This is a genomic window from Anabaena sp. FACHB-595 (assembly GCF_048568275.1).
Lineage (GTDB): Bacteria > Cyanobacteriota > Cyanobacteriia > Cyanobacteriales > Nostocaceae > Trichormus.
The window spans coordinates 4,261,747-4,285,920 of record NZ_CP183473.1; the positions used below are offsets into that span (position 1 = coordinate 4,261,747).

At 42.2% G+C, this 24,174-nt stretch carries 19 protein-coding genes; 9 read left to right on the top strand and 10 right to left on the bottom strand.

Features of this window, described 5'->3' with window-relative positions; translation table 11 throughout:
- Positions 1–85 precede the first annotated feature (85 nt).
- Positions 86–928: a LolA family protein gene (locus ACN222_RS17710; protein ID WP_010997689.1), complete on the top strand. Its 843-nt coding sequence runs from the start codon at positions 86–88 to the stop codon at positions 926–928.
- 61 nt (positions 929–989) lie between these two features.
- Here the strand turns inward: ACN222_RS17710 and thiD are convergent, their stop codons facing one another.
- From thiD to ACN222_RS17725, 3 genes are all read right to left on the bottom strand, one after another.
- Positions 990–1,835, bottom strand: a complete 846-nt coding sequence (gene thiD, locus ACN222_RS17715; protein WP_010997690.1) for a bifunctional hydroxymethylpyrimidine kinase/phosphomethylpyrimidine kinase — start codon at positions 1,833–1,835, stop codon at positions 990–992.
- A 9-nt stretch (positions 1,836–1,844) separates the two neighbouring features.
- Positions 1,845–3,479 carry a hypothetical protein gene (locus ACN222_RS17720; RefSeq protein ID WP_010997691.1) on the bottom strand — a complete coding sequence of 545 codons (1,635 nt, stop codon included), beginning with the start codon at positions 3,477–3,479 and terminating at the stop codon, positions 1,845–1,847.
- A gap of 160 nt (positions 3,480–3,639) precedes the next feature.
- Entirely contained in the window at positions 3,640–4,071 is a 432-nt protein-coding gene (locus tag ACN222_RS17725) for a hypothetical protein (protein WP_010997692.1), read from the bottom strand.
- A 126-nt stretch (positions 4,072–4,197) separates the two neighbouring features.
- On the opposite strand from ACN222_RS17725, the gene ACN222_RS17730 reads away from it, so the two are divergent.
- The gene (locus tag ACN222_RS17730; protein WP_010997693.1) at positions 4,198–6,045 is read left to right on the top strand and encodes a S8 family peptidase; all 1,848 of its coding nucleotides are present in this window, start codon (positions 4,198–4,200) and stop codon (positions 6,043–6,045) included.
- An 81-nt stretch (positions 6,046–6,126) separates the two neighbouring features.
- Positions 6,127–6,360, top strand: coding sequence for a hypothetical protein (locus ACN222_RS17735; protein WP_010997694.1), 234 nt, complete (start codon positions 6,127–6,129; stop codon positions 6,358–6,360).
- A gap of 58 nt (positions 6,361–6,418) precedes the next feature.
- Here ACN222_RS17735 and ACN222_RS17740 read toward each other — a convergent pair whose 3' ends face one another.
- Positions 6,419–6,736 (bottom strand): hypothetical protein, encoded by a 318-nt coding sequence (locus ACN222_RS17740; protein WP_010997695.1) that lies wholly within the window; start codon positions 6,734–6,736, stop codon positions 6,419–6,421.
- A 2,049-nt stretch (positions 6,737–8,785) separates the two neighbouring features.
- Here ACN222_RS17740 and ACN222_RS17745 point away from each other — a divergent pair.
- From ACN222_RS17745 to ACN222_RS17760, 4 genes are all read left to right on the top strand, one after another.
- On the top strand, positions 8,786–8,965 hold the full coding sequence (locus ACN222_RS17745; protein WP_096637168.1) for a hypothetical protein: 180 nt from the start codon (positions 8,786–8,788) through the stop codon (positions 8,963–8,965).
- A gap of 46 nt (positions 8,966–9,011) precedes the next feature.
- Complete coding sequence (gene hetF, locus ACN222_RS17750; protein ID WP_044521801.1) at positions 9,012–11,498, top strand: cell division protein HetF; 2,487 nt, start codon at positions 9,012–9,014, stop codon at positions 11,496–11,498.
- A gap of 219 nt (positions 11,499–11,717) precedes the next feature.
- On the top strand, positions 11,718–13,094 hold the full coding sequence (locus ACN222_RS17755; RefSeq protein WP_010997697.1) for an ATP-binding protein: 1,377 nt from the start codon (positions 11,718–11,720) through the stop codon (positions 13,092–13,094).
- A gap of 84 nt (positions 13,095–13,178) precedes the next feature.
- Positions 13,179–13,634, top strand: coding sequence for a DUF2141 domain-containing protein (locus ACN222_RS17760; protein ID WP_010997698.1), 456 nt, complete (start codon positions 13,179–13,181; stop codon positions 13,632–13,634).
- A 9-nt stretch (positions 13,635–13,643) separates the two neighbouring features.
- On the opposite strand, the gene ACN222_RS17765 is transcribed toward ACN222_RS17760, so the two are convergent.
- The 4 genes from ACN222_RS17765 to ACN222_RS17780 form a co-directional block, all read right to left on the bottom strand.
- Positions 13,644–14,300: a HEAT repeat domain-containing protein gene (locus ACN222_RS17765; protein ID WP_231865475.1), complete on the bottom strand. Its 657-nt coding sequence runs from the start codon at positions 14,298–14,300 to the stop codon at positions 13,644–13,646.
- A complete protein-coding gene (locus ACN222_RS17770; RefSeq protein ID WP_044521802.1) occupies positions 14,188–14,766 on the bottom strand; it encodes a peptidoglycan-binding domain-containing protein in 579 nt (192 codons plus the stop codon). The genes ACN222_RS17765 and ACN222_RS17770 overlap by 113 nt, the downstream gene beginning before the upstream one ends.
- A 286-nt stretch (positions 14,767–15,052) precedes the next feature.
- The gene (locus ACN222_RS17775) at positions 15,053–16,123 is read right to left on the bottom strand and encodes a DMT family transporter (RefSeq protein ID WP_010997701.1); all 1,071 of its coding nucleotides are present in this window, start codon (positions 16,121–16,123) and stop codon (positions 15,053–15,055) included.
- Positions 16,124–16,327: 204 nt separating this feature from the next.
- Positions 16,328–17,980, bottom strand: a complete 1,653-nt coding sequence (locus tag ACN222_RS17780; RefSeq protein ID WP_010997702.1) for a Ppx/GppA phosphatase family protein — start codon at positions 17,978–17,980, stop codon at positions 16,328–16,330.
- Positions 17,981–18,372: 392 nt separating this feature from the next.
- On the opposite strand from ACN222_RS17780, the gene ACN222_RS17785 reads away from it, so the two are divergent.
- Together ACN222_RS17785 and ACN222_RS17790 are read left to right on the top strand one after the other, a co-directional pair.
- Positions 18,373–19,245 (top strand): 4-hydroxybenzoate solanesyltransferase, encoded by an 873-nt coding sequence (locus ACN222_RS17785; protein ID WP_010997703.1) that lies wholly within the window; start codon positions 18,373–18,375, stop codon positions 19,243–19,245.
- Positions 19,246–19,671: 426 nt separating this feature from the next.
- A complete protein-coding gene (locus ACN222_RS17790) occupies positions 19,672–20,274 on the top strand; it encodes a hypothetical protein (RefSeq protein ID WP_010997704.1) in 603 nt (200 codons plus the stop codon).
- A gap of 740 nt (positions 20,275–21,014) precedes the next feature.
- On the opposite strand, the gene ACN222_RS17795 is transcribed toward ACN222_RS17790, so the two are convergent.
- Together ACN222_RS17795 and ACN222_RS17800 are read right to left on the bottom strand one after the other, a co-directional pair.
- The gene (locus tag ACN222_RS17795; RefSeq protein ID WP_010997705.1) at positions 21,015–22,658 is read right to left on the bottom strand and encodes an acetolactate synthase large subunit; all 1,644 of its coding nucleotides are present in this window, start codon (positions 22,656–22,658) and stop codon (positions 21,015–21,017) included.
- A gap of 85 nt (positions 22,659–22,743) precedes the next feature.
- Positions 22,744–24,111, bottom strand: coding sequence for an NAD-dependent succinate-semialdehyde dehydrogenase (locus ACN222_RS17800; protein ID WP_010997706.1), 1,368 nt, complete (start codon positions 24,109–24,111; stop codon positions 22,744–22,746).
- Positions 24,112–24,174: the final 63 nt, after the last annotated feature.

The following is a 24,174-nucleotide window of genomic DNA, read 5'->3' on the forward strand; positions in this document are numbered from 1 at the left end:
ATAGCCAACAGTTAGTAGTCAATTTTTTAACTGGAGATAATTATTGAACCGAGTAAAATCGATTACAGTGAAATGAGGAATACTCATGAAATTTACTTTAAAGGCGATCGCTTTTTTTACTGGTCTGGCTATGTTCGGGGAAGCGGCAAATGCTGTCCAACTACGTCTACCCCAGCAGTCCCTCAATCATGCTACCAGCATTAGTCAAGCTACAGAACCGTTAGATTTATCTTTGCTGGCGAAAAGTGTTACCAATCTCTTACAAAGCGATCGCTATCAAACTGATTCTCAGATAGAATTTAAAGTCGGCAGTAAAGGTACTGAGACGACAATTTACCTCAAAAGCAAAATGATTACCCAGTCAGGGAAAAAGTTTCGGGCTGAAGTTGCTTATACAAAGCCAGGAGAAGCTGCCAAAACTGGTAATTTAGTTATTTCTGACGGTAAACAGGTGTGGATTTATCGCTCCGATTTGCAACAATACTCCGTTACTTCCTATCAAGATTTTAAAGATTCCAGCGACTGGATTTTAATTGGTATCTCTTCCTTTGTTTTTCTAGATTTTCCAGAGGAAGATAGAAAAGTTGTTGTTGATGGTAACTTATCAGATAAAAACGTTTTGACATACCTTGGCTTGGCTAGTAATGGCGAACTCAAGGGAGAAACACGTACATTTGATGGACAAACAGCTTATGTGTACGACTACAAAGACCCAAAAGACGGATTTACACTAAGCGCCTTCGTCAATCCTGAAACAGCTAGTCTCAGCCAGGTGCAATTAGCTGGCAAATCAGACGATTTAGATATTCTCTTAACCGAAAAAATCTTAAGTAAAACAGTCAATCCTGTTATTAATGCCAATACTTTCCGTTTTTTACCACCTAGAGGTACTCAAAGAGTGAAAACACTGTCTATTAGTCCTGTGTGAAATGAGTGGGGATTGGGGATTGGGGATTGGGGACTGGGGATGAAATTTACTCCCTATACCCCTAAACCCCTAAACCCCTACACCCATCATTTTGTAACAACGGAAAGAAATGTCCTACTGGCCCTTGCCCTTGCCCAATATTGAGGGAGTAAGTAAGTGCAGTAGTGACATATTCCTTTGCTTGGGTTACAGCTTGGTGTAAATTTTGACCTTTGGCTAGATTGGAGGCGATCGCAGCTGATAAAGTACAACCAGTACCGTGAGTATTTTTGGTATCTACCTGCTTGGTTGTCAGAGTTTCTAGATGTTGTCCATCAAACCAAATATCCACACCACGGGCATTTCCCTGCATCCCTCCACCCTTGACTAACACAGCTTTTGCTTTTAAATTGCGGTGAATTACTTGAGTTGCTGCCCTCATATCATCTAGGGTATTTATCGATAGACCACTTAAAATCTGGGCTTCATACCTGTTGGGTGTAATTATCGCCGCCAGAGGGATTAGTTGCTGGCGTAGGGTCTTGATAGCATCATCATCAATTAATTGCGCCCCAGTCCGTGAAACCATTACCGGGTCAACTACTAAGTTGTTTATTCCTAAAGCTTGCACTTGCTGGGCAACAGTAGCGATAATTGCTTGATTGAGTAACATTCCCGTTTTCGCCGCCTGTACACCAATATCCTCTACAACGGCTTGTATTTGGGCTGCAACTGCCTCCGGTGCCATAGCATCAAATCTGGCTACTCCCAAGGTATTTTGTGCCGTGACGCAGGTTATAGCGCTAGTACCGTGGACACAATGAAAGGCAAAGGTGCGTAAATCAGCTTGAATTCCCGCACCACCGCCGCTATCGGAACCGGCAATGGTTAATGCAACAGGAACCCTGGATATTGTTTCAGCATTCATAAGCGCGGATTACTGACGTGATGGTAGTTGCTTGGCTACTGCTGCCAAAGGGTTTGGTTGAGGGTTTTGGGGTCTAGTTTGGGGTATAACCGTAAGATAAGGCTTAAGTGCAGTATCATCTACCCAACCAGAGTAATATTTTACCTTGGTAGATTTTGCAGACAAGTCGAGTAATTCTAAATCACCGCGCATGGTATTCCAATTGATAGGAACCTCCGGTTGCAGTTGACCAGAACCAATACCCCTTGGGCCACCACCAGATAAATTCAGAGAAACTTCATCAAAGCCGCGTACAAAACGTTCTCCGTTCCAATTCCACTCAAAACCAGGCCAATCAACGGATATTTTTCCTGGTGGTAGAGAACGCGGAAACTGATAAGTACTTGCGCCTTCTTTTAACTCCACAGTGAAGCCTGGGGTATATCTCACTTCATAACGTCCCTTTTGAGTCTGATAGTTGACGGGACTCCACCATAAAACCTCTATATCATCCCCGCCAGATAGAGAAGCGACTGGTGTTTTATTGGTCAAGGCGCTGTAAATTGGTATTTGCTGGGGTAGTTTAGCCATTGCGGCAAATCGCCAACAATTCCAACTTTCAGGATTATCCGCAGTTTCCCACTTAACTTGACAAACACCGTTGGCGGTACTAACCCAAAGTTTGTCATTTTCTAATCTGAGTTTGTCAGGAATTGCCCCGACAATTGGGCTATTATTGACAGTGTAACCCGTTAAAGAACCTGTATTGGGATTTTGTGAATCTGGGCGATAAGCTACCAACCCTTGAGCAGGAATGTAGAGATTTCCTTCACCACTAATATTAGTACCCATCCAGAATGTAGGATTATTAGCGTCGCCAGTAATTGTTAAGTCAGTAATTTGAGTAGACCAGAGTGATTCTGGTTGAATGATGTTAAATTTATCGGTTTTAGGGTCATAACTGACAATAGTCGCAATACCGTTATTGCCTTCGCCTTGTTCAAAAGCAACTGACCACCAGATGCGCGCGTTGTGAACACTAGCAGATGTAATTCGGGGGAAACCCAATTGATTTCCTGTGGCAGAATACCCCGCTTTGACTGCAATTTCTTGTAAGTCTTTTAGTGTATATAAGGTTTGTCTTTGGGGATTTTTGTCGTTGGGGTTAATTAACTCAAATACAACCGCATCTTTTGCAGGGTCTGTTACATCCGGTCTAGAAATATTATTGTTTTCTCCCAAGGTGAACTGTGGTTGTCTAACAACTCGATACTGATATGTTTTACCTTGGAAATCAATATTTTTAAATTTTGGATTTACCAATTCTTGTGCAAAGTCCGCGTAGTTATTTTCTGGTTGTAGTTCCTTAGACAAAGTCCCAGATTGCACTGTCCAATTATTATTACTGCGACAGAAAACAAAATCCTGTTCTAAAGCCTGGAACTTAACTGTATCACCATCAGCTACAATATTGCGGATGTGAAAATCAAACCTATCGTAGAAGCCTTCATTTGTATTGGATGCAGGTAAGGAAACAACTTGCGCCTGGGGACATTTTTCTGGTTTGGGATTAATACTATTTGCCGCTTGAGAATTGCTCTCAATGCTTGCAGCACAAGCATTTAGCAAGAAAATAATACCAAAACCTAGAATATTGGCTCGCATAAATTGTCCCCCTGCAATTGCATACTCTTGCTGTTAATTAGCCTAAATATTAACTACGCGATCGCCTGATAAATTTTCTGAATTATGCTTACAAATTTATTTATGCCTTTGTATTTGAAGCAGAAATATAAAAACTTATATTTTTACATCCCATTAATGATTAATTTTGTTCCCCAGGCAATTTGTGTAAGACCCTTTGCAAAAACTTACCCCATTCTGTGGCTAAAGGAATTTCGGTAAACGGAACTAACACCGAACTAGCAGACTCAGCAAAATTAAACTTGAGTTCAATAGAACGACCTTTTTCTGGTGGTGCTTCTATGTCTACGACTTCATTATTTACCACCAGTTGAATCTCTTGCACATCAAGTAGAGAAAAAGTTTGGAGTTGAATTAAACCCTTGGCTGTAGGTTTACCCCAAGTAATATCGTTACCTTTTTGACCCAATACGGCGTAGATATCATACTTGGCACGATCAAATTGTTCTGCCCAAATACGATAGGCTTCGACTTTTTGATATTCCTTTGACCCTTGCCAAGCTAACCAGAAAAAGATAATTAACAGTGGCAACCAGAAAAGACCACGTTCCATTGTTTAAATATTCCTATGTGCAAGATTTAACTACAAACATTTAAGTAGATTACAAAGTACACCAATCAGGGACGCAGATAGGTTATCGTAGTGAGCAATAACTGGCAAAAAGCGTGATGAGTTGATATGAGAAGACTTATATTATTGTGCTTGTTTGTCATCGGGCTGGTATCTGCTGTATTTGGTTTCCTGAGTTTTCAGGGACTAGCAGCTAAAGGCGAATTCGAGACAATTTTGTTAGATTTTCGAGAAGATATTCCAGCCGAGGTGATCAAACAGGATTTACAAGCGATCGCTCAACAATACAACGTTACACCCCAATTAGATAATAAATTCTCAGAACAAGATCATGTTTATATTATCAAAGGCGATCGCCAGCGACTCAAAGCGTTGCAAAAATCTTCCTTTGCTAAAGCCACAGAAATTATTGAGCCGAATTATATCTATAGGCTAACTCCACCAGCCAAACCGGTTTGGTTGGGAGAAATCTTAGGAAGCGAACAAGGCCAAGAGTTTAACCCCTCCTTAATTGGCCCCAACGATGAATATTACAGCAAACAGTGGAACCTCCACAAAATTGGTGTAGAAGGTGCATGGACTCAAACCAAAGGTAGCGGCATAACTGTAGCCGTCATCGACACTGGTGTTACCCAAGTACGTGACTTAAAAGAAACCAAATTTGTTCAAGGTTACGATTTCGTCAACGATAGAGTAGAAGCCACAGATGACAACGGACACGGTACTCACGTCGCCGGTACAGTCGCCCAAGCTACCAACAATAAATATGGGGTAGCTGGAGTAGCTTACGAAGCCAGCCTCATGCCCTTAAAAGTCCTGAGTGCTTACGGTGGCGGAACCGTTGCTGATATTGCCGAAGCCATTAAATTTGCTGCTGACAAAGGCGCAGATGTCATTAATATGAGCTTGGGTGGCGGTGGTGAAAGCCAATTACTCAAAGATGCTATCAACTATGCCCATAACAAAGGCGTAGTCATTATTGCGGCTGCTGGTAATGAAAATGATAGTTCCGCCTCCTACCCCGCCCGTTATCCCCATGTGATTGGTGTTTCCGCCTTTGGCCCCGATGGCGAAAAAGCCCCCTATTCTAACTTTGGTGCTGGCGTTGATATTTCTGCCCCTGGTGGGAGTGACGCAGGTGCAATTCTGCAAGAAACCATCAACGAACAAGGCGAAGGCGTGTTCCTGGGACTCCAAGGAACAAGCATGGCTGCACCCCACGTTGCTGGTGTCGCTGCTTTAATTAAAGCTAGTGGCGTCAAAGAACCAGACGCAATTTTAGAAGTACTCAAACAATCGGCGCGGGTGATTCAAGACGATGGCTTAAACTACTACGGTGCTGGACAACTCAACGCCGAAGCCGCAGTTAAATTAGCCGCCCAAGGACAAATCAGCTTCCAAGATTTCTTCCGTTGGTTGCGAGATAACGGCTATCTCAACCCCCGTTTCTGGTTTGATGGCGGTGCTGTAGCACTATTGCCAAAAATATTAATGGTGGTTGGTTCCTATCTATTAGCTTGGTTTTTACGGGTCTACTTACCCTTCCCTTGGAGTTGGTCTTTATCCAGTGGCTTGATTTTTGGTAGTTCTGGTCTATTCTTCCTCAAAGGAATCTATATATTCGACCTACCCCAATGGCCATTCCGAGTTTTGGGTAGTTCCATTCCCGAATTAGGTAACACCTTACAGGGAAGCAGTGCTTTAAACCCCGTGTTTGCCAGTGTATTGATTCCGATTTTGTTAATAGCATTGCTATTAGGTCATCCCAGTTGGAAATGGTTTGCCATCGGTTCAACTTTAGGCGTAGCGGCTTGTTTAACAGTCAGTGCGGTTTTAGACCCAGTAGTTTGGGGACTAAATGATGTGAACTTAGCGCGTATATTCCTAATTATCAACGCCTTACTTTGTTATGCACTCGCTCGTTTAGCATTGAAAAACGAAGAGAAAACAGCATAGAAAGGAGTGGGGTAAGAAAGTAGATAAGTATTACGCCCTCTTACCCTCCTCATTTCCCCTATTCCCAAATCCCCAACTTTTATGAGTATTACAGTCACAGGCAAAATCGAACGCCGTAATCTTGGTACTGGCGCATGGGCGCTAGTCTCAGATGACGGCGTTACTTACGAAATTCTCAGAGGCGCGGACAAAGAATTACTCAAGGCTGGACAAAAAGCCAAGGTAAAAGGACAGGTACGCGAAGATGTCATGACTATCGCCATGATTGGCCCTGTCCTAGAGGTGAAATCTTTTGAAGTTCTAAGTGATGAGTAATGAGTGTTGAGTGAACTATCTCCCTCATTCCTCTCATTTCCCCTACACCCCTAAACCCCTAACTACTACTGGAATCAAGAACCTGCTGTAGACGAGTTCTAAATTCACCTTTGGGATGACCTCCTTTAACTTCACCTTTGATGTTGAATTCTCCTTCGGGAGACTCGCAGATAATATAAGTAGGCCATCCCATTTCGGATTTATCGGGATACTGAGTCAGCAAAATCTTGCGATACTTGCGATAAGTCGCCGTATCCTGCATTTTGACATCAATAAATTGTAAGCCCAGTTCTTCAGCCACTTTTTGGTCATAGAAAGCCATTTTGTGGCAGATGCCGCACTCTTCGGAGGAAAACTTAATGACAGCTAAACTCATGTAGCTCTGTGTCTCTTGTTGATGTAGCCAATATTCTTCAGCATAGCGCTTAGGCTACAGACATTAAACTGTTATAGGTGTAAAAGTAAAATTTCTAGAGAAAAATTAAAATTTTGAGAGAATCTAGACATGAGCGCCTAGATATGCTCTCTCTGCACAAAAATCATAACTACTTGTGAACTAACATATAGAAATCAACTAGATTGATGGTAGAGTATACCAACGCATCACTCAAATAGGGTATTTTCTATCAAATTCTAGAGCGATCGCAGTCGCAAAATAAGTAATCGAAAGGGTAGCATTTTTTAGATTACTTATTTAATTGAAAAATAACAAAAGTAAGTTATAATTCCTAAGACTCAAGAAATTCTGGTCAAAAGATGGTGACATTCATCCCAATAGTACTCCATCCGCGCTAGAATATAACTCCAATCTTGAGCTAAACTGTAGCCCTAAGCAACTACCAATCCATAGGGCAAGCAACCTAAAGGTTGATGAAAAAAAGCTCCTACTTACTTTAACCAAACAGGGAAGTTAGTTATCAAGGTGCATCTACCAATCACCAGTTAGTCTTAACCAAACTAGGGAGTTAGTTATTGAGGTGCATCTACCAATTAATTGTTCTATTTTGAATTACAGTCTTCCGGATAAATTGCATCAAAGGTATGCTGTGGTTCATTTCCAATAAAAAACCCCTAGTGGTGGCAGCCAACTAGGGGAGTTAGTTATCAGGGTGCATCTACCAATTAATTGTTCTCTGATTCAACAGGATGTTCCGGATGAAATTGTCACAAATGAAGTTGCTTTTTTTTACAAAAAAAGCCCTTACAAGTGGCAGCCACTGGGGAGAGTTATTTATTAGGGTACGTTCATCAAAATAATCGGTTTTCCATCAGCAATCAGATATTTTCAACAATCTTATGATCAAAGAAGTTACTGATTGCTAAACATAAAAAAAGCCCCCAGTCGGTGTTAGCCAGCTAGGGGAGTTAGTTATCAGGGTGCATCTACCAATTAATTGTTCTACCCATATTCACTCAATTCCGGATGAATCTGCACGATTATGCTGGCTATTTATGAACATAAAAAAAGCCCCCAGTCGGTGTTAGCCAGCTAGGGGAGTTAGTTATCAGGGTGCATCTACCAATTAATTGTTCTATCCATATTCACTCAATTCCGGATGAATCTGCACAATGATGCTGGTTATTTATGAACATAAAAAAGCCCCCAGTCGGTGTTAGCCAGCTAGGGGAGTTAGTTATCAGGGTGCATCTACCAATTAATTGTTCTATCCATATTCACTCAATTCCGGATGAATCTGCACAATGATGCTGGTTATTTATGAACATAAAAAAGCCCCCAGTCGGTGTTAGCCAGCTAGGGGAGTTAGTTATCAGGGTGCATCTACCAATTAATTGTTCTATCCATATTCACTCAATTCCGGATGAATCTGCACGATTATGCTGGTTATTTATGAACATAAAAAAAGCCCCCAGTCGGTGTTAGCCAGCTAGGGGAGTTAGTTATCAGGGTGCATCTACCAATTAATTGTTCTACCCATATTCACTCAATTCCGGATGAATCTGCACGATTATGCTGGCTATTTATGAACATAAAAAAAGCCCCCAGTCGGTGTTAGCCAGCTAGGGGAGTTAGTTATCAGGGTGCATCTACCAATTAATTGTTCTATCCATATTCACTCAATTCCGGATGAATCTGCACGATTATGCTGGCTATTTATGAACATAAAAAAAGCCCCCAGTCGGTGTTAGCCAGCTAGGGGAGTTAGTTATCAGGGTGCATCTACCAATTAATTGTTCTATCCATATTCACTCAATTCCGGATGAATCTGCACAATGATGCTGGTTACTCGGTAATCATAAAAAATCCCTAGTCCATATTTGCAAACTAGGAAATTAATGATGAGACTTTTTTACAAGTTAGACAAAATACTTATTCATTAAGGTCTGTCTTAGGGAATTGGTAAATTTTCCCTGCCCAAGACAGTAGAATAATCTAAGTATATGCTAGTTATAGAAAAAACCCCCAGTGGCTATCAACCAACTAGGGGAGTTAAAGATCAAGGTGCATCTACCGTTAAACTGTTCTGGGCAGATGCTAACCAATCCGGATAAAGTTGTAGATGTAGAACCAGCAAAACCTTTGAGTGGAGAAACATTCAATGGCTTGCTGCATCTAGATTTACAGAAAAAATGGAAATCGAATTGAAACTTTGGCGTTTCAAGCTAGATTTAGGAGGCAGATAGGAGAAGTTGTGTCCCAGGAATTTCACATTTCTGTAACCCCAGTAGGGCAGAATGACTACTTGGTGCGGACGGAAGAAGTCGCGCCTGGGGTACCTTTGGCAGAAGAACTGGTGACATGGCCTGTAGCTGATTGGTTGGCGGCGGCTGGGCATTTGATGAATGACCCATTGAAATCAGTTTTACAGGGAGATGCGTTTCTTTCTATGGGGCGGGAAAGTGCGATCGCCCGCAACTCTGTTAATTTAGTAGCATTAGGTCAACAACTTTATAATGCACTGTTTCAAGGTACTCTCAGAGATAGCTTGATTACAGCCCAAGGTATTGCTCAAAACCACCAACAAGTACTACGTTTACGGTTAGGTCTCAAGGATACTAGGTTAGCACGTCTGCCGTGGGAAGTGATGCACGCAGGCGATCGCCCCCTAGCAACAGGCCCTTATATTGCTTTCTCTCGTTACCAAAGCGGGATTTCACCCGTGTCTCGTTTGTCTTCGTCCAACAGACTCAAGCTGTCAGAAGATGGCGTTGTGAGAGTTTTAATGATCCTCGCATCACCCACAGATCAAGCAAGTTTGGAGCTACTGAAACAAGAATCTATTCGACTGCAAGCAGAACTGCATCGTCAGCTACCCAGATCAATCGAAGGTGGTAATTATCTCCCAGAAATTGATCTCACCCTACTCAACCAGCCAGGGAGAGAAGAAGTAACCCAGGCTTTAGAACAAGGAAGATATCATGTTTTACACTACTCCGGTCATAGCAATTTAGGCGCGAACGGGGGTGAAATTTATTTGGTCAGTAGCCGGACTGGCTTAACAGAAACCCTCTGTGGCGACGATTTAGCGGGTTTGTTGGTTAACAATAATATCCAAATGGCGGTGTTTAACTCCTGTTGGGGTACCTACACCGCGAGCTTTGATAATAGTGGTGACACAGGAGAACGCAACCTTACAGATAGCTTAGTTAAGCGGGGTATTCAAAGCGTTTTGGCAATGTCGGAACGTATTCCTGATGAAGTGGCGCTGACTCTCACACAATTGTTTTATCGAAATTTGAGTCAAGGATATCCTGTAGATTTATGTGTGAGTCGGGTACGTCAGGGATTAATTTCTGCCTATGGTTCACACCAGCTTTACTGGGCATTACCAATTTTATATCTCCAACCGGAATTTGACGGTTTCCTTAACCCTAGAGTTTCTGCGGCTACAAGTGTTGGTTCGCTGGATGAATATAGTTCATCTTTAGCAGCAAATACCGCATCTACTTACTCTGGTGTGCTGGATGATGGGGAAATGTCTTTACCGATTGAGGATATGATCCCCTCTGCTTTGGTGCATGACTCTTCAGGAGTGGACTGGTTAGGGGAAGAAACTTGGGGCGATCTCGTGGATGAGATTGAGTATGATGACCCAAGTTATGCAGAAGATTCGGCTTTTGTTTCTGATATATTTCGCCAACTAGATCAGCAAAGTATAGGTGATGAAGAACCTGAAGTACCTCCAGAAGTTGGAAAATCTTTGCAAGGTAGTCATCTAGAACGGCCAATTGCGACTGCACCACGGGAAGATTTCTCCAGGATTCCACCTCCCGCAACTAATCATACTGCTCAAAACCTGAACCAAGACTTAGAAAATTTCCGCCTTCTTGCATCGAGAAATCGTGTCCGTCGCAAGCGTTGGCAGATTTTCGGGATGATTGGGCTGGGTGCGATCGCCACTATACTGATTTTTAGTTGGTGGCAAAGTCGCCAGACAACAGTAGTACGCGACATACCCCCCATTCCCAACCCATCATTACCCGTGGAGACTCAGCCCCCAACAGATTTACGGGAAATGTCTACGGGAATGGTGACAGCTACAGCTACAGAAAAATTGAATCAAGGTGATTTAGATTCTGGACTAGCAGCTGTAGAAGAATTACTCAATCGCAACGCACTACAACCTGCCCAAACAGCATTACAATTAATTCCTTCCAATCAAGAAAAACAGGCATCAGTTAACTTCCTCAAAGGAAGATTAGCTTGGCAGTCTATCCAAACGGGAGATAAAAAATACAGTATTGATGATGCCCGTCGTTATTGGGAAATAGCGGTGAAAGCTAACCCAAACTCACTTTTATATACCAATGCTTTAGGGTTTGCTTATTATGCTGAGGGTAATATCAATCGAGCCAATGACTCTTGGTTTCAAGCATTAAATCTAGCACTAGAGCAAGAGAGCGCTGCTGATACTGTCGAAATTTCCCCTACCGCAGATGTGCCGATTGAGGCTTTACCGGCATATGCTGGTTTAGCATTGGGGATGTATAAAAATGCCCGTGATTTACCTCCCGATAAGCAGGCGCAATATATGAATGAAGCCCTCAAATTGCGGCAAACAGTTTTAGAAAAAGATCCCATCAATTTTCAGCTAGACGAATTGAGCAAAAATTGGCTATGGACAGAAAATAGTCTACGAGACTGGCGATCGCTTCTGCAACAAAAAAGCCCCAAGTAGAGTACGGGAAGATGAGAGATTGGGGAGTGGAGAGTAACTGACAACTGAAGCATATAAAGATTTCATGAAGTGCAGGCTGGATAGTCGCTATTGTGAAAATTTGTAAAAGTACTTTGGGAAAACTAAATATGGGAATACTGCTTTTTGAGTAATTGGCTGAACTGTAATTGTTCGGAATGGAAAGTAGCAAAAATACCTGAGGGCTAAAGGAACAAAATTATGCTCGCTAATCAAAGCGTGAAAAACGGTCATGATTTGAGCCTGAAATTAGATTCTACGTTACAAGAATTACCTGTGTGGGATGTTGAGGTGGAAATTCATCTTCCAGGTAACAAATTGATTAGCTTTTTTGAGCATGAGCCTTTATTGCCAGGAGTCATTTTAACTGATAATCAGAAATTTGTAGGGATGATTTCACGACAGCGATTTTTTGAGTGTATGAGTCGTCCTTATAGTTTTGGCTTGTTTTCGATGCGCCCGATTGAAAGTCTCTACAATTTTCTCCAAGCACAAATTTTTATCTTTCCTGCCCATAAGTTAGTAACAGAAACTACTCAAGAAGCATTGCAGCGATCACCTCAATTTGTCTATGAACCAATTTTAGTGAAAAGTGCATCGGGAAAGCATGAGGTACTCGATTTCCATCAGCTGCTTTTAGCTAACTCCCAAATTCATGCTCTCACCCTAGAAAAACTACAACACGTCAAAAAACAATCCCGAATAGCTAAGGCAGGATTTCGTGACCTGCAAAATAACTATACTCAACTATTGCAAAATGAGAAAATGGCGGCTTTAGGTCAGTTGGTCGCAGGTATTGCTCATGAAGTTAATAATCCCATCAACTTTATTGCTGGTAATCTTGTCCATACTATTGACTACACTCAGCAATTACTCAACCTCATCAATTTATACCAACATAATTATCCCCATCCTGTAGAGGAAATTACAACTGCGATCGCTGAAAGTGAACTGGGCTTTATTAGCCATGATTTACCTAATCTACTAACTTCTATGCGGAGTGGGTGCGATCGGATCGTACAAATTATTCGCTCTTTACGCAATTTCTCTCGTCTGGATGAATCTGATAGAAAACTGGTGGATATTCATGAAGGTATTGATAGCACTTTGCTGATTTTACAAAGTCGGCTCAAAAACCCAAACATTACTCACCCTATTAACGTTATCAAAGAATATGAGAACCTGCCTTTAGTTGATTGCTATGCTGGTTTACTCAATCAAGTATTTATGAATCTTCTCAGCAATGCTATTGATGCTTTGGAAGAAGCTATAGTCAAATATTCAGGAATGGTAACCAAGCCACAAATTATCATTCGGACAGAAATTATAGATGATCAGCAAGTAGTAATTCGCATTGCTGACAACGGGATAGGAATCCCAGAAGAGGCAAAACAGCGATTGTTTGACCCATTTTTTACGACTAAGCCTGTAGGTAAAGGTACTGGTTTAGGTTTATCTATCTGCCATCAGATTATCGTTGAGAAACATGGTGGACAGATGGATTGTATATCTAGTTTAGGAAAAGGAGCCGAGTTCATTATTAAAATTCCACTCAAATTTAAAGTAGTCGGCAAATGAATCAAGATTTTTACACAGAATACTTGCGTATATTGACTAGACCGTGTCAGGATCAATCTGCATGAACCAATAAAGTAATATCTTATGAGAAAAAAATGGGCAGTTAGCCTAATACTGCTGACAACTTTGGGAAATTTAGCTTGGTCATGGAGTGCTAGGGCTAATTTTAATGGCAAGCTGACTGTGGAAATTGATGGGTTAAAAAACAAACAAGGACAAGTTTGCGTCAGCATATTTACTAGTAGCCAAGGATTCCCCGGTGACCGCAAACGGGTATTCGATAGGCAGTGTACTCAGATTAACGAAACACCATTAAAACTTACTTTTAACAACTTAAAAGCAGGAACTTACGCTGTAGCAGCCATTCAAGACTTGAATGGTGATGGCACTCTTAATCGCAATGACTTAGGTATGCCTGTTGAACCCTTTGGATTTTCACGTAACCCAGAAGTTCGCACCAGCGCCCCCAAATTTGGAGATGCCGCTTTTATTTTGGCAGGCCGCAACACTACTATTCAAGTCCAGATGAAAAAGTTGTAAATGAGGATTTTAACGAGAATCTTCTAGAGTACTGTCTGCTAGGCTTTTTTTATCTACATTCCGCATTCTATTCATCTGAGTTAGGGCATACCTTGCTGTTGCCTGGACTTCAGCATCAGGGTCATCTAGGGCATGAGCTAACATCTGGCTCATCTGAGCCATCATGTCATAGACGCGAGTTAAATCACGAATTGCGTTTTGTCTAACTTGTGGGCTTTCGTCCTGCATGGAGACGGCAAAAGCCTTGTTGATTGGTTTGAGTGAACGGACGTTAATTTCTGATAAAGCAGCCAAAATTAAGTTCCGTTGTTGTGAATCGGCATCAATCAACATATTGACGAGTGGTTGAATTGCACGCGAATCGCCCTGTTGTCCTAAATCCCAGATAGCTTTGTGTCGTTTTGTGGGGTCAGTACTACGTAAATCTTGAACTAACTCATCCACAATGTTGAGTTTAGCAAGACGTGAAGTTGTTTCTATGGGCATCACCGTCGCGGGGAATGATGCTGGCGCTGTTTGGGAAACGCTGGCTTGAGCAGTAGTTTCCTGATAATTAGATGTGTGTGCTAACTCTTGTAAAACTGGTGCAATGGGATCTTGCTGATTGGCACTTAAAGCTTTTTGTGGCGCTGTTTTGAGTTGCTTCTGTGGTTTTTTTGGGGTCAAACCGCCGTAATAAATATAAGATTGCGCCAATAGTTCCTAAAGTTCCTAAGCCCAATATTGACCACCAAAGAAAATCTCTAAAGGCTGAATTAGAGTTATTGGTGGTTGTGACGGGAGCTTCAGAAGATGAGGCGACAGCTAGTTTATTCTGATTATCTATCAAGGCTGTTTGTAAAATTCTCTTAGTGGCTAGATCCGCCACCCCATCAACTCTACTAAACACCTTAGCTTGCTGAAATTTTGCTACAGCCTTTTTTGTACTGTCTCCGTATTTTCCATCAGCAATGCCACTGTAATATCCTAACTGCTTTAATTGCGTTTGTAGTGTTTGCACATCCGGCCCTTGACTACCTGGCTTCAGAACAACTTGCCCAATCGTCGAAGTGGAACTGACTTGTGCCACTTCTAATTTTTCAGGTGCGAAGTTGGTTGTAGCTGTACTGGCTTGAGTTGAGTAAAAACCCACACAAGAAAAACAGGTAAGTATGAAAATTGAGGGGTAGTTTAGCCTCATATTAAAAGTTAGAGCCTGAATGTGTTTTTAAAGTTATCGGGGAATTGATAACCTAAATGTGTGTAAGTACTAATTTTTATTTTGACGCAAAAATCTAACCATAGTTGCTAGTAATATACCTTATTTTGTCTAATTATTTTATTTTTTCTTCTGATTCAGGTGATCCAAAAATTCAGATTCTTCTGTCTTCACTTGCTCTGCAAACTCAGCGATTGATGATTTTTTATGGGCAAGTGTCTCAGGGTAGAGTTTCTGGCTCAGACTCTCTAACTTTTACAGTTAAGGGATTGAGCTTTTTCGCAGTTGCTTCTGCGAGTATTGGCTGGGATTTTGCAGATATTTCCTCCATGACAGATTGTTTGTTCTGTCCTGCCAGGTTATCACGCTGATTTATGAGGTAGATGCTGATTAAAGTGAGGAATACTCCTACCCATTGCAAAGTACTGAGAACTTCGGAGAGTAAGAGATGACCGAATAACAGGGCAAATATGGGAGTAAGGAAGGTGAGGGAACTGAGGCTGGTAAGACTACCACTAGAAGCGAAGTAGAAAAATAATCCGTAGGCGATCGCACTGCCAAAGACGGTAGCATAAGCTAAAGCCAGCCATTCCGAACCTACCAGGTTTTCCCATTGTTGAGATTCTACGACTGAGGAAATCCCCCACAATGGTAACCCACCAATAATCATGTGCCAGCCTGTAGCCGTCACAGGGTCAACATAGCGGGTTACGAATCTAATTAATACCGTTCCCACTGCCATCGACAAAGCCGCTAACAGCATTAACCATTCACCACTAGCAAACAGGTTTTGCCAGTTGCCAATTGTCACCTCTGCACCTGTACCTAGTAAACTGAAAATCCACTCATCAGGTAAGCCAATTAAACTAATTCCTGTGACTCCCAGACCTAATCCCAGCCATCCCCATAAACCAATCCGTTCTTGAAATAGCCACAGCGACAGCAACGCCACCGCTAAAGGTTGGGAGTCAATCATGACTGAACCTAACCCTGCACTGGTACGGACTAACCCTTCAGCTAAGAACCCTTGAAATAAGGTTCCATCCACTAGCCCAAATAAGGAAATCCATAACCACGCTTGCCAACTATTGGGCTGGGGTCTACCTGACAGTGCGGCGGCAATTAAAATTAACACTCCCGCCGGTAGCAACCGCACTCCCGCCAAGAAAAACGGTGTGGTGTGGGGCATAACTCCTTTCATGGCTACCATTGCCGTCCCCCATAAAAAAAATGGAGCAATTAGCAGTAGAGGGGCTATGGGAAATTTGGATGCACTGAGTTTCAGTTGCATGGTGTTGGTGATGCCTTTGGTTTACAGATGCAGAGATTACTTTAACCAATTCTACCCAATTGTGTCTTTTTGTGAAGGAAATAATACTTAGGGATTTGGTCATGGGTAACAGGTAACAAGTAATTGGGAGAAGATTTTTAGCTATTACCTATGACCCATTACCTATTACCATTTCCTGAATTGATCACCAGCAACGTAGCTTGTTTAGGAGAAATTAGGAAGTAAGTTTTTTTCCAAATGGGTGAGTAATTTCACACCAAATTCTGCTTCAAAGACTGCTTTTTTGTAGTCTAAACTCCAGAGTTCTAAGGCGCAATTATCATCGGGTCGAGATGGATAGATGAGCAAATTAAACTGCTGGAAGTGGTGATAATAATCACATTTGATTTGAGCGATCGCTCCAATTTGTCGCCGATCTAATGCTACTGCCAATCTTAACAGCGCACTTAATTGGCTCACGGCTTGCCGATGCTCTTTACTCAACAGGTTCCGGAAATTTTCATGCTTTTTCTTGGGTGGTGATTTGCGGTGATACCGGGCTAAATTGGCAATGATTTCGATCTCGGTTTCGTTGTAACCGAGTAGTTCACTATTGCGAATGAGATAGTAGGAATGTTTGTGGTGGGATGAATGGCTGACATGATGACCGCAGTTGTGTAAAATTGCCGCCGCCCAAAGTAATCGCCGTTCGTTGCTGCCCCAGTGGTGTAGTAGTCCTTGGGTTTGGTCAAATAAACTCAGGGCAAATGTAGCTACGCGATCGCTATACTCTAAGTTAACTTGATACTTACTTGCTTGTTTAAGGACACTACGCTGGCGAATCGAACTTTGAAACCGCAATCTGTCTTCAATTAAGCCGTGGCTTAACATCCAGTCAACAATTACCCCTTCCCGTAGTGCGCGACCACAAGCGGTTAATGACTCCACACCCAACAGGGTCATGGCTTCTTGTAAGATGACAGCGCCGGCGAGTATGACTTCAGAGCGTTTTTCGGGCATTCCGGGGATAGCGGCTCTTTCGGCATTTGTCATTCTCCGCAGGCGATTTACCCACTCTCGCAAGTCTTTGAGAGTGAATTGATAGCCGTTGAGGGTAGAAGGGACTGTACCAGATTTTTCCCGCGCATGAATCATAGCGATGGTTTCAATAGTGCCAGAAGTGCCAATTAAACGGGGAGATTCGCCAAAATTCAGGTTAGCTAGCACTTCCTCTACAGAACGTTCTAACATTCCCCTGGCATAGGCTTGCAGGTATTGAAACTCAATATTGCTGATGGGATCTGTGGTGATTAACTCGCTCGTGAGTCGTACCGCACCAACTTTGGTGCTGGTGAGGGTGCGAGGTTCTTGAGTATCACCTAAAATCAACTCCGTAGAACCACCACCAATATCAATAATCAGGTGCGGTTGGTTATGAAATTCCATCCCCGACAAAACACCAAGGTAAATGCGTCGTGCTTCTTCTTGACCAGAAATCAAGTCAACGCTTAAACCCAATTCCGTTTCTATCTGGTGTAAAAAATCTTTACCATTGGGCGCTTCCCGCACCGCACTAGTCGCCACAGCAATTAATGTTTCCGCGTTGGCAGTTTTGGCAACTTCTTGAAAGCGCTTCAACGTAGCGATCGCTTTTGCCATGACCTCTGGTTTTAACTCCCCAGTGGCAATATTGCGATCGCCCAGTCGCACGGTTTCTTTTTCTCTGGAAACAATGCTAAAAGCTGGTAGTGTCGGGTCAATCTTTACCACTACCATGTGCAGAGAATTGGTTCCCATGTCAATGGCAGCAATAATCCGGTGTTGCTGAACTGGTTGAGTGCTGACACTCTCCCAGCTAGATGAAACTAAATTCACCATCTAGTCTTCTCTCTGTATTCAGGATGGATGGTAATGAATGATGTGTCGGGGTAGTTGGCACTGATATTATGTTGCAACACACTTAATTCTCAGGTTGAGCGTAGTTGGAACTACCTGAACTTAAGTATATTCACCCTGCTGCTGACAAGTTCAGTGACTATTTAACTAAATTTAGTTAAATAGTCACTGAAGATTATGTCTTTACAAATATCAAATAACGCTATTCTATAGATGTAAAGATGTGTGAAGTAGGGACTGGGGACTGGGGATTAGGAACTGGGAAGAGTAGAAAGAAACAGGATAGTCATAGGTAATCTACATCGATCCCCAATACCCAATACCCAATACCCAATACCCAATCCCCGATCCCCAGTACCCGATCCCCAATCCCCATGCTAGAAACTCACCAAGAACCCATTTGGCTGACAATTTTCCGTCTTTTGCGGTGGCACAAACCAGAAGGACGATTAATTTTGATGATTCCGGCACTTTGGGCTGTGTTTTTGGCGGCGGCTGGTAAACCCCCTTTGCCTTTGGTGGGGGTAATTGTTTTGGGTACTCTAGCTACCAGTGCGGCTGGATGCGTGGTTAATGATTTGTGGGATCGGGATATTGATCCAGAAGTGGAGAGAACGCGCGATCGCCCTTTAGCAGCTCGGACTCTTTCTATAAAAGTTGGTATTGCAGTTGGTATTATAGCGTTATTTTGTGCGGCAATTCTCGCCTATTACCTGAACTCCTTGAGCTTTTGGTTATCTGTGGCTGCTGTGCCTGTAATTTTGCTTTATCCGGGTGCAAAGCGAGTGTTTCCTGTCCCGCAGTTGGTTTTGTCCATTGCTTGGGGTTTTGCGGTGTTAATTAGCTGGAGTGCAGTAACACAAAACATTTCTCAAGCAACTTGGTTACTGTGGGGGGCAACCTTACTCTGGACATTGGGATTTGATACAGTTTACGCCATGAGCGATCGCGAAGATGATCAACGAATTGGGGTTAATTCCAGTGCCTTATTTTTTGGTGATTATGCTCCTTTAGCTATTGGCATTTTCTTTTTAGGCACAATTATTTGCCTAACTTGGTTGGGTGTTGCCATCCACCTACATCTAGCATTCTGGATTACCTTAGGAATCGCTTCAGTTGGTTGGATTTGGCAGGTTTTACGTTTAAGACAGCCACAATTGCCCAATCCTGCTTATGGTGAGATGTTCCGGCAAAATGTCTGGATTGGTTTTATTGTACTGGCTGGGATGATATTCGGTTCTTTGTAAGGAAGGGTATAGGGGTGTAAGGGTGTAAGGGGTTTAAAAATTGACATCCTCACTTACACCTTATACCAATCTCTTATTGCGAAAATAACAGGGTAAAAGGCTGATTATTTCGTAGGATGGGCATTACCCACCACTGGCTGATTGAGAAGCTGCAAGATGTTAGCCTATACCCTTGTCCAAACCCTTGATTTTTCATTTTCATACGTAAGTCCTAATAACTTCACACTCAGAAGGACAAAGCAATGCTGTGTCCTTATTTTTTTACGTATTCCTACTGAATAATCTTTACCTGAATTTTATAAAAAAGCAGTATTTTCCGTACTTTTAAAAAGTTTTTATCAAAATATCTGCGATCGCCTCCGAAATATTACGAATATAGTTTAGTAGTTGGGTATATAGCTATAGAAGTTAGACTCACCCAACTCTATGAAGCGATCACTTACATTGGGTCAGAACCCATCGCACCTAGTCAAAATCACGATGATAGTTTTATTGTCTCTTGGCAGCGTTGGTGTTGTTGGGGGAAGTTTCTTTATAAGAAAAGCTTTTATCACTACTAGCCAGTCGGAAATAGTCACAGATACATCACGCTACAAAGAAATACGTCATCAACTTTGGTCTAGTCAGGACGACATTAAACACTTTCCCTCAGAAATACCGGCTGGAGTCAAAAATGAGCGCCTAGCCTATGCTCCAGGAAGTTCACAAACTGGTAGCTACTTCCAAGTAAGGCTGAAAAAGTCACCAGAACAGATTCAACAGTTACTCGACCAGTACCGCAAACTGGCTAAACATCAATATAGAGGTGGTGACACAAACATTCACGCCAATTTACCCAATGGTGTACCAACTACGTTTTTCTATACCAGTGAATCTGCTGCCGAGTCTTTCCCACCTTCCTATGAAATACTTGTTTTAAATGCAAAGGATAAAGGTAGGCCTGGTTTTAAGTGGAATCACGGTGATAGCTATGGCGTGGCTATTGATAGTTCTGCTTCAGAAATTATTTATTGGGCTGAAAAATGGTAATTGGTAATTTAATTTCTCCATTGGCTAATCATGGAAATTATTTGGGTTTAAATCAACAGGAAAAACAAAAAATTCTTTGTTTGCTTCAATTAGTGTTTTGTGATGAAGGTCAATTGCCTTTGATAAATTGCAATACTTAATCGGTACCCAGATTCCGTCGCTGAGAAAATATATGACAACCCGATGATTTAGGTATTGATCCAACGGAAGTGGAATTTGCCAGTTTGAATTCAACATCTAATTCTTAAGGATGATATAACACATGATTTGTTTTATTCTTCCTCATACTATTGGCATAAAGCTAATGTTTTAGACTATCTGTAGTTAGGTTACTTAATATGACAAAAGTTAGAAGTTTATTTGATTAGGTTAAATATTTAGTGGTTATCTATAATCTGCAAATCATGATAAAAGACTAATTTTGTGGTGGGCATTGCCCACCCTACGACTACGACGATAAAAAATAATGATAAAAGTTTGGTGTAAAGTCTTCAGTAAACAAGTTGATGGAATAACTCCAGAAAAAACACTGTGACGATTCAAAAACTTGATGGAAGTGCAGTTATATATTTTATTGGCACAAATTTCACTAGAATTACTTTCTATGGTTCGCTGAGTCTTGACAACAATCAGCGACAATAGCAAAAGCCAAGAAAATAGTGTTTGTAGTCAGCACTTGAGTGCTGAGATAAATTAGAAATAAAGTGCCGACCACAAACTAAAATACTTCTAGAATATTACTAAACAGAACAACTTAACTCACCAGCTTTTTGTGTAAAGCGGCGATTTTCTCGGTAATCTACAGGACAATCAATCACAGCTGGTACATCTTGCGCTAAGGCTTCTTTGAGTACGGGAATTAAATCTAAAGCTGATTCAACTCTGTAACCTTTTAAGCCCATACTTTCGGCTAATTTGACAAAATCTGGATTGCCGAAATGTACAAAAGATGATTGTCCTTTACCAAATTGATTTTCTTGTTTCCATTCAATTAAACCGTAGCCGCCATCATTGAAAATTAAGGTGACGAATGGTGTACCAACTCGTAGGGCTGTTTCTAATTCTTGGCAATTCATCATAAAGCCACCGTCACCAGTAGCGGCGACAACTTTACGGTTAGGATAAACGAGTTTTGCAGCCAAAGCACCAGGAATAGCAATACCCATTGCGGCAAAGCCATTAGAAATAATACAGGTATTAGGGCTGTGGCAATGATAATGACGGGCTATCCACATTTTATGAGCGCCGACATCGGAAATTACGATATCATCGGGCCCCATTACTTGCCGTAAGTCATAGATCAACTTTTGTGGCTTAATCGGATAACCATCATCATTGGCATATTGTTCGTAATCTTCCCGAATATTGCCTCTTAAGCTGATAGCATAAGGATTAGGTTTGCCTTGTCTATCTGCTACTTTTAATATTTCTACTAGAGAATCAGAAATATCACCAATAACGGATACATTAGGGATATAGCTACTGTCAATTTCCGCCGAATCTGCACCAATATGGACAATAGGAATTTTGCCTTCTGGGTTCCATTTTTTGGGTGAAAATTCGATCAAATCATAACCAATAGCAATTACTAAATCTGTATTATCAAAACCGCAGGTAATGAAATCTCTTTGTTGCAATCCTACTGACCATAAGGCTAAGGGATGAGTGTAAGGAATCACACCTTTACCCATGAAAGTATTAGCAACAGGGATATTCATTTGGGTAGCAAATTGGGTGACGGCATCACTAGCTTTAGCCCTAATTGCACCATTTCCCACTAAGATTAAGGGATTAACAGCTTGAGAAATAGCGGCGGCGGCGGCACGAATACTGGCGAAAGATGCGTATGTTTTCTCGATATTGTCTTTCTGCAAAGGTTTGCCCTCTACGGGCATAGCGGCAATATTTTCTGGTAAATCTATGTGAACTGCCCCTGGTTTTTCGCTTTGCGATCGCTTGAAGGCTTTACGCACTACTTCGGGTGTAATACTCGGTCGGACAATCTGTTTATTCCACTTAGTTACAGGAGCAAACATCGCCACTAAATCTAGATATTGATGGGATTCGATGTGCATTCTATCGGTTCCCACTTGTCCAGTAATCGCCACCAAAGGCGCACCATCCAGGTTGGCATCAGCCACCCCAGTCATGAGATTTGTCGCCCCCGGCCCCAAGGTGGAAAGACATACGCCGGCTTTTCCTGTCAACCGTCCGTAAACATCTGCCATGAAAGCTGCACCTTGTTCATGACGGGTTGTAATAAATTGAATAGAGGAATGTTTAAGCGCTTCTAAAACGTGTAAGTTTTCTTCGCCTGGAAGTCCAAAAACATATTGTACCCCTTCATTTTCTAAACACTGTACTAACAGTTCTGCTGTATTCATTTTGAATTAATTCCTTATTTGCGAAAGAGTCAATAGTCAGTTGTCAGTAGCAAAGAATAAACAACTAACAACTGACAAAAACAACTTACTTAACCCAAACGGTTTTAACATTAACGAACTCGTGTATGCCTTGAATGCTTAATTCTCGGCCATACCCAGAACGTTTTATGCCTCCAAATGGTAGTCTGGGGTCGGATTTTACTAAACCATTAATAAATACTGCGCCTGCTTCAATTTCGGAAATCAGGCGATCGCGTTCTTGGTCGTTATTTGTCCAAGCACTTGCACCTAAACCAAAGGGTGTAGCATTAGCCAGTTGAATTGCTGTATCGATATCTGGGACACGGAATAACAACGCCACTGGGCCAAAAAATTCTTCTTGGGCAATGGGCTGATCAACTGGGATATCTATGATAATTGTGGCTGGGTAAAAGTTGCCAGGACGATCTGCTAAAGGATAGCCACCGGTCAAGACTTTGCCGCCACTTTTAACGGCAGTTTGTACTTGTTGGTCTAAATCTTGGAGGATATCGGGGGTTGCTAGTGGCCCTAAGTCTGTGTCTGGATGTAAGGGGTCGCCAATTTTTAGCGCTGTGAATTTTTCTAACAGCAACTTTTCAAATTGATCGGCGATCGCTTCTGCCACAATGAAGCGTTTCGCGGCAATACAAGATTGTCCGTTATTTAACATCCTTGCTGATGTAGCTGTAGCGGCGGCTGCTTCTACATCAGCACTTTCTAACACAATAAATGGGTCACTTCCCCCCAATTCCAAGACTGTTTTTTTAATTTGTTTTCCCGCCGCCGCCGCTAGAGATGCGCCGGCTGGTTCGCTTCCGGTTAAGGTAGCAGCTTTTACTCGCTCATCAGCGATTAAATCGGCAACTTTCGCTGCACCGATTAATAGAGTTTGAAATACACCTTTAGGAAAACCTGCCCGGTGGATAATATCTTCGATGGCTAAAGCGCACTGTGGTACATTCGATGCGTGTTTGAGTAAGCCCACATTACCCGCCATGAGTGCGGGTGCAGCAAAGCGGAACACTTGCCAGAAGGGAAAATTCCACGGCATGACTGCCAAAATTATCCCCAAGGGCTGATAGCGGACAAAGCTATGACTAGCATCAGTTTTTACACTGACATCAGCCAGAAAATCGGCGGCATTTTCCGCATAGTAGCGGCAAACAGCAGCACATTTTTCGACTTCGGCAATGGCTGCTTTGTAAGGCTTGCCCATTTCCAAAGTCATTAACTTCGCAAAGTCAGCTTTTTCTTGCTCCAGTATATTTGCGGCTGCTTGCAGAGCTTGCGATCGCTCTGCAAAACTCGTATGACGGTACTTTTCAAAAGCCTGGTCTGCCAAATCTAATTTAGCGGCAATTTCTACATCGTTAAGCGGCTCAAAGGTTTTGAGCGTTTCCCCAGTGGCGGGATTGATGGTGGCGATCGCCATTGCCTAACCTCCCGTTTAAAAATAGCTTGAGGTAGCTTCTTAGTGTTACACATATTTTCCCAA

Coding starts and splice junctions, on each gene's coding strand:
- ACN222_RS17710 (WP_010997689.1), top strand. CDS start 86: ATGAAATTTACTTTAAAGGCGATCGCTTTTTTTACTGGTCTGGCTATG.
- thiD (WP_010997690.1), bottom strand. CDS start 1,835: ATGAATGCTGAAACAATATCCAGGGTTCCTGTTGCATTAACCATTGCC.
- ACN222_RS17720 (WP_010997691.1), bottom strand. CDS start 3,479: ATGCGAGCCAATATTCTAGGTTTTGGTATTATTTTCTTGCTAAATGCT.
- ACN222_RS17725 (WP_010997692.1), bottom strand. CDS start 4,071: ATGGAACGTGGTCTTTTCTGGTTGCCACTGTTAATTATCTTTTTCTGG.
- ACN222_RS17730 (WP_010997693.1), top strand. CDS start 4,198: ATGAGAAGACTTATATTATTGTGCTTGTTTGTCATCGGGCTGGTATCT.
- ACN222_RS17735 (WP_010997694.1), top strand. CDS start 6,127: ATGAGTATTACAGTCACAGGCAAAATCGAACGCCGTAATCTTGGTACT.
- ACN222_RS17740 (WP_010997695.1), bottom strand. CDS start 6,736: ATGAGTTTAGCTGTCATTAAGTTTTCCTCCGAAGAGTGCGGCATCTGC.
- ACN222_RS17755 (WP_010997697.1), top strand. CDS start 11,718: ATGCTCGCTAATCAAAGCGTGAAAAACGGTCATGATTTGAGCCTGAAA.
- ACN222_RS17760 (WP_010997698.1), top strand. CDS start 13,179: ATGAGAAAAAAATGGGCAGTTAGCCTAATACTGCTGACAACTTTGGGA.
- ACN222_RS17775 (WP_010997701.1), bottom strand. CDS start 16,123: ATGCAACTGAAACTCAGTGCATCCAAATTTCCCATAGCCCCTCTACTG.
- ACN222_RS17780 (WP_010997702.1), bottom strand. CDS start 17,980: ATGGTGAATTTAGTTTCATCTAGCTGGGAGAGTGTCAGCACTCAACCA.
- ACN222_RS17785 (WP_010997703.1), top strand. CDS start 18,373: ATGCTAGAAACTCACCAAGAACCCATTTGGCTGACAATTTTCCGTCTT.
- ACN222_RS17790 (WP_010997704.1), top strand. CDS start 19,672: ATGAAGCGATCACTTACATTGGGTCAGAACCCATCGCACCTAGTCAAA.
- ACN222_RS17795 (WP_010997705.1), bottom strand. CDS start 22,658: ATGAATACAGCAGAACTGTTAGTACAGTGTTTAGAAAATGAAGGGGTA.
- ACN222_RS17800 (WP_010997706.1), bottom strand. CDS start 24,111: ATGGCGATCGCCACCATCAATCCCGCCACTGGGGAAACGCTCAAAACC.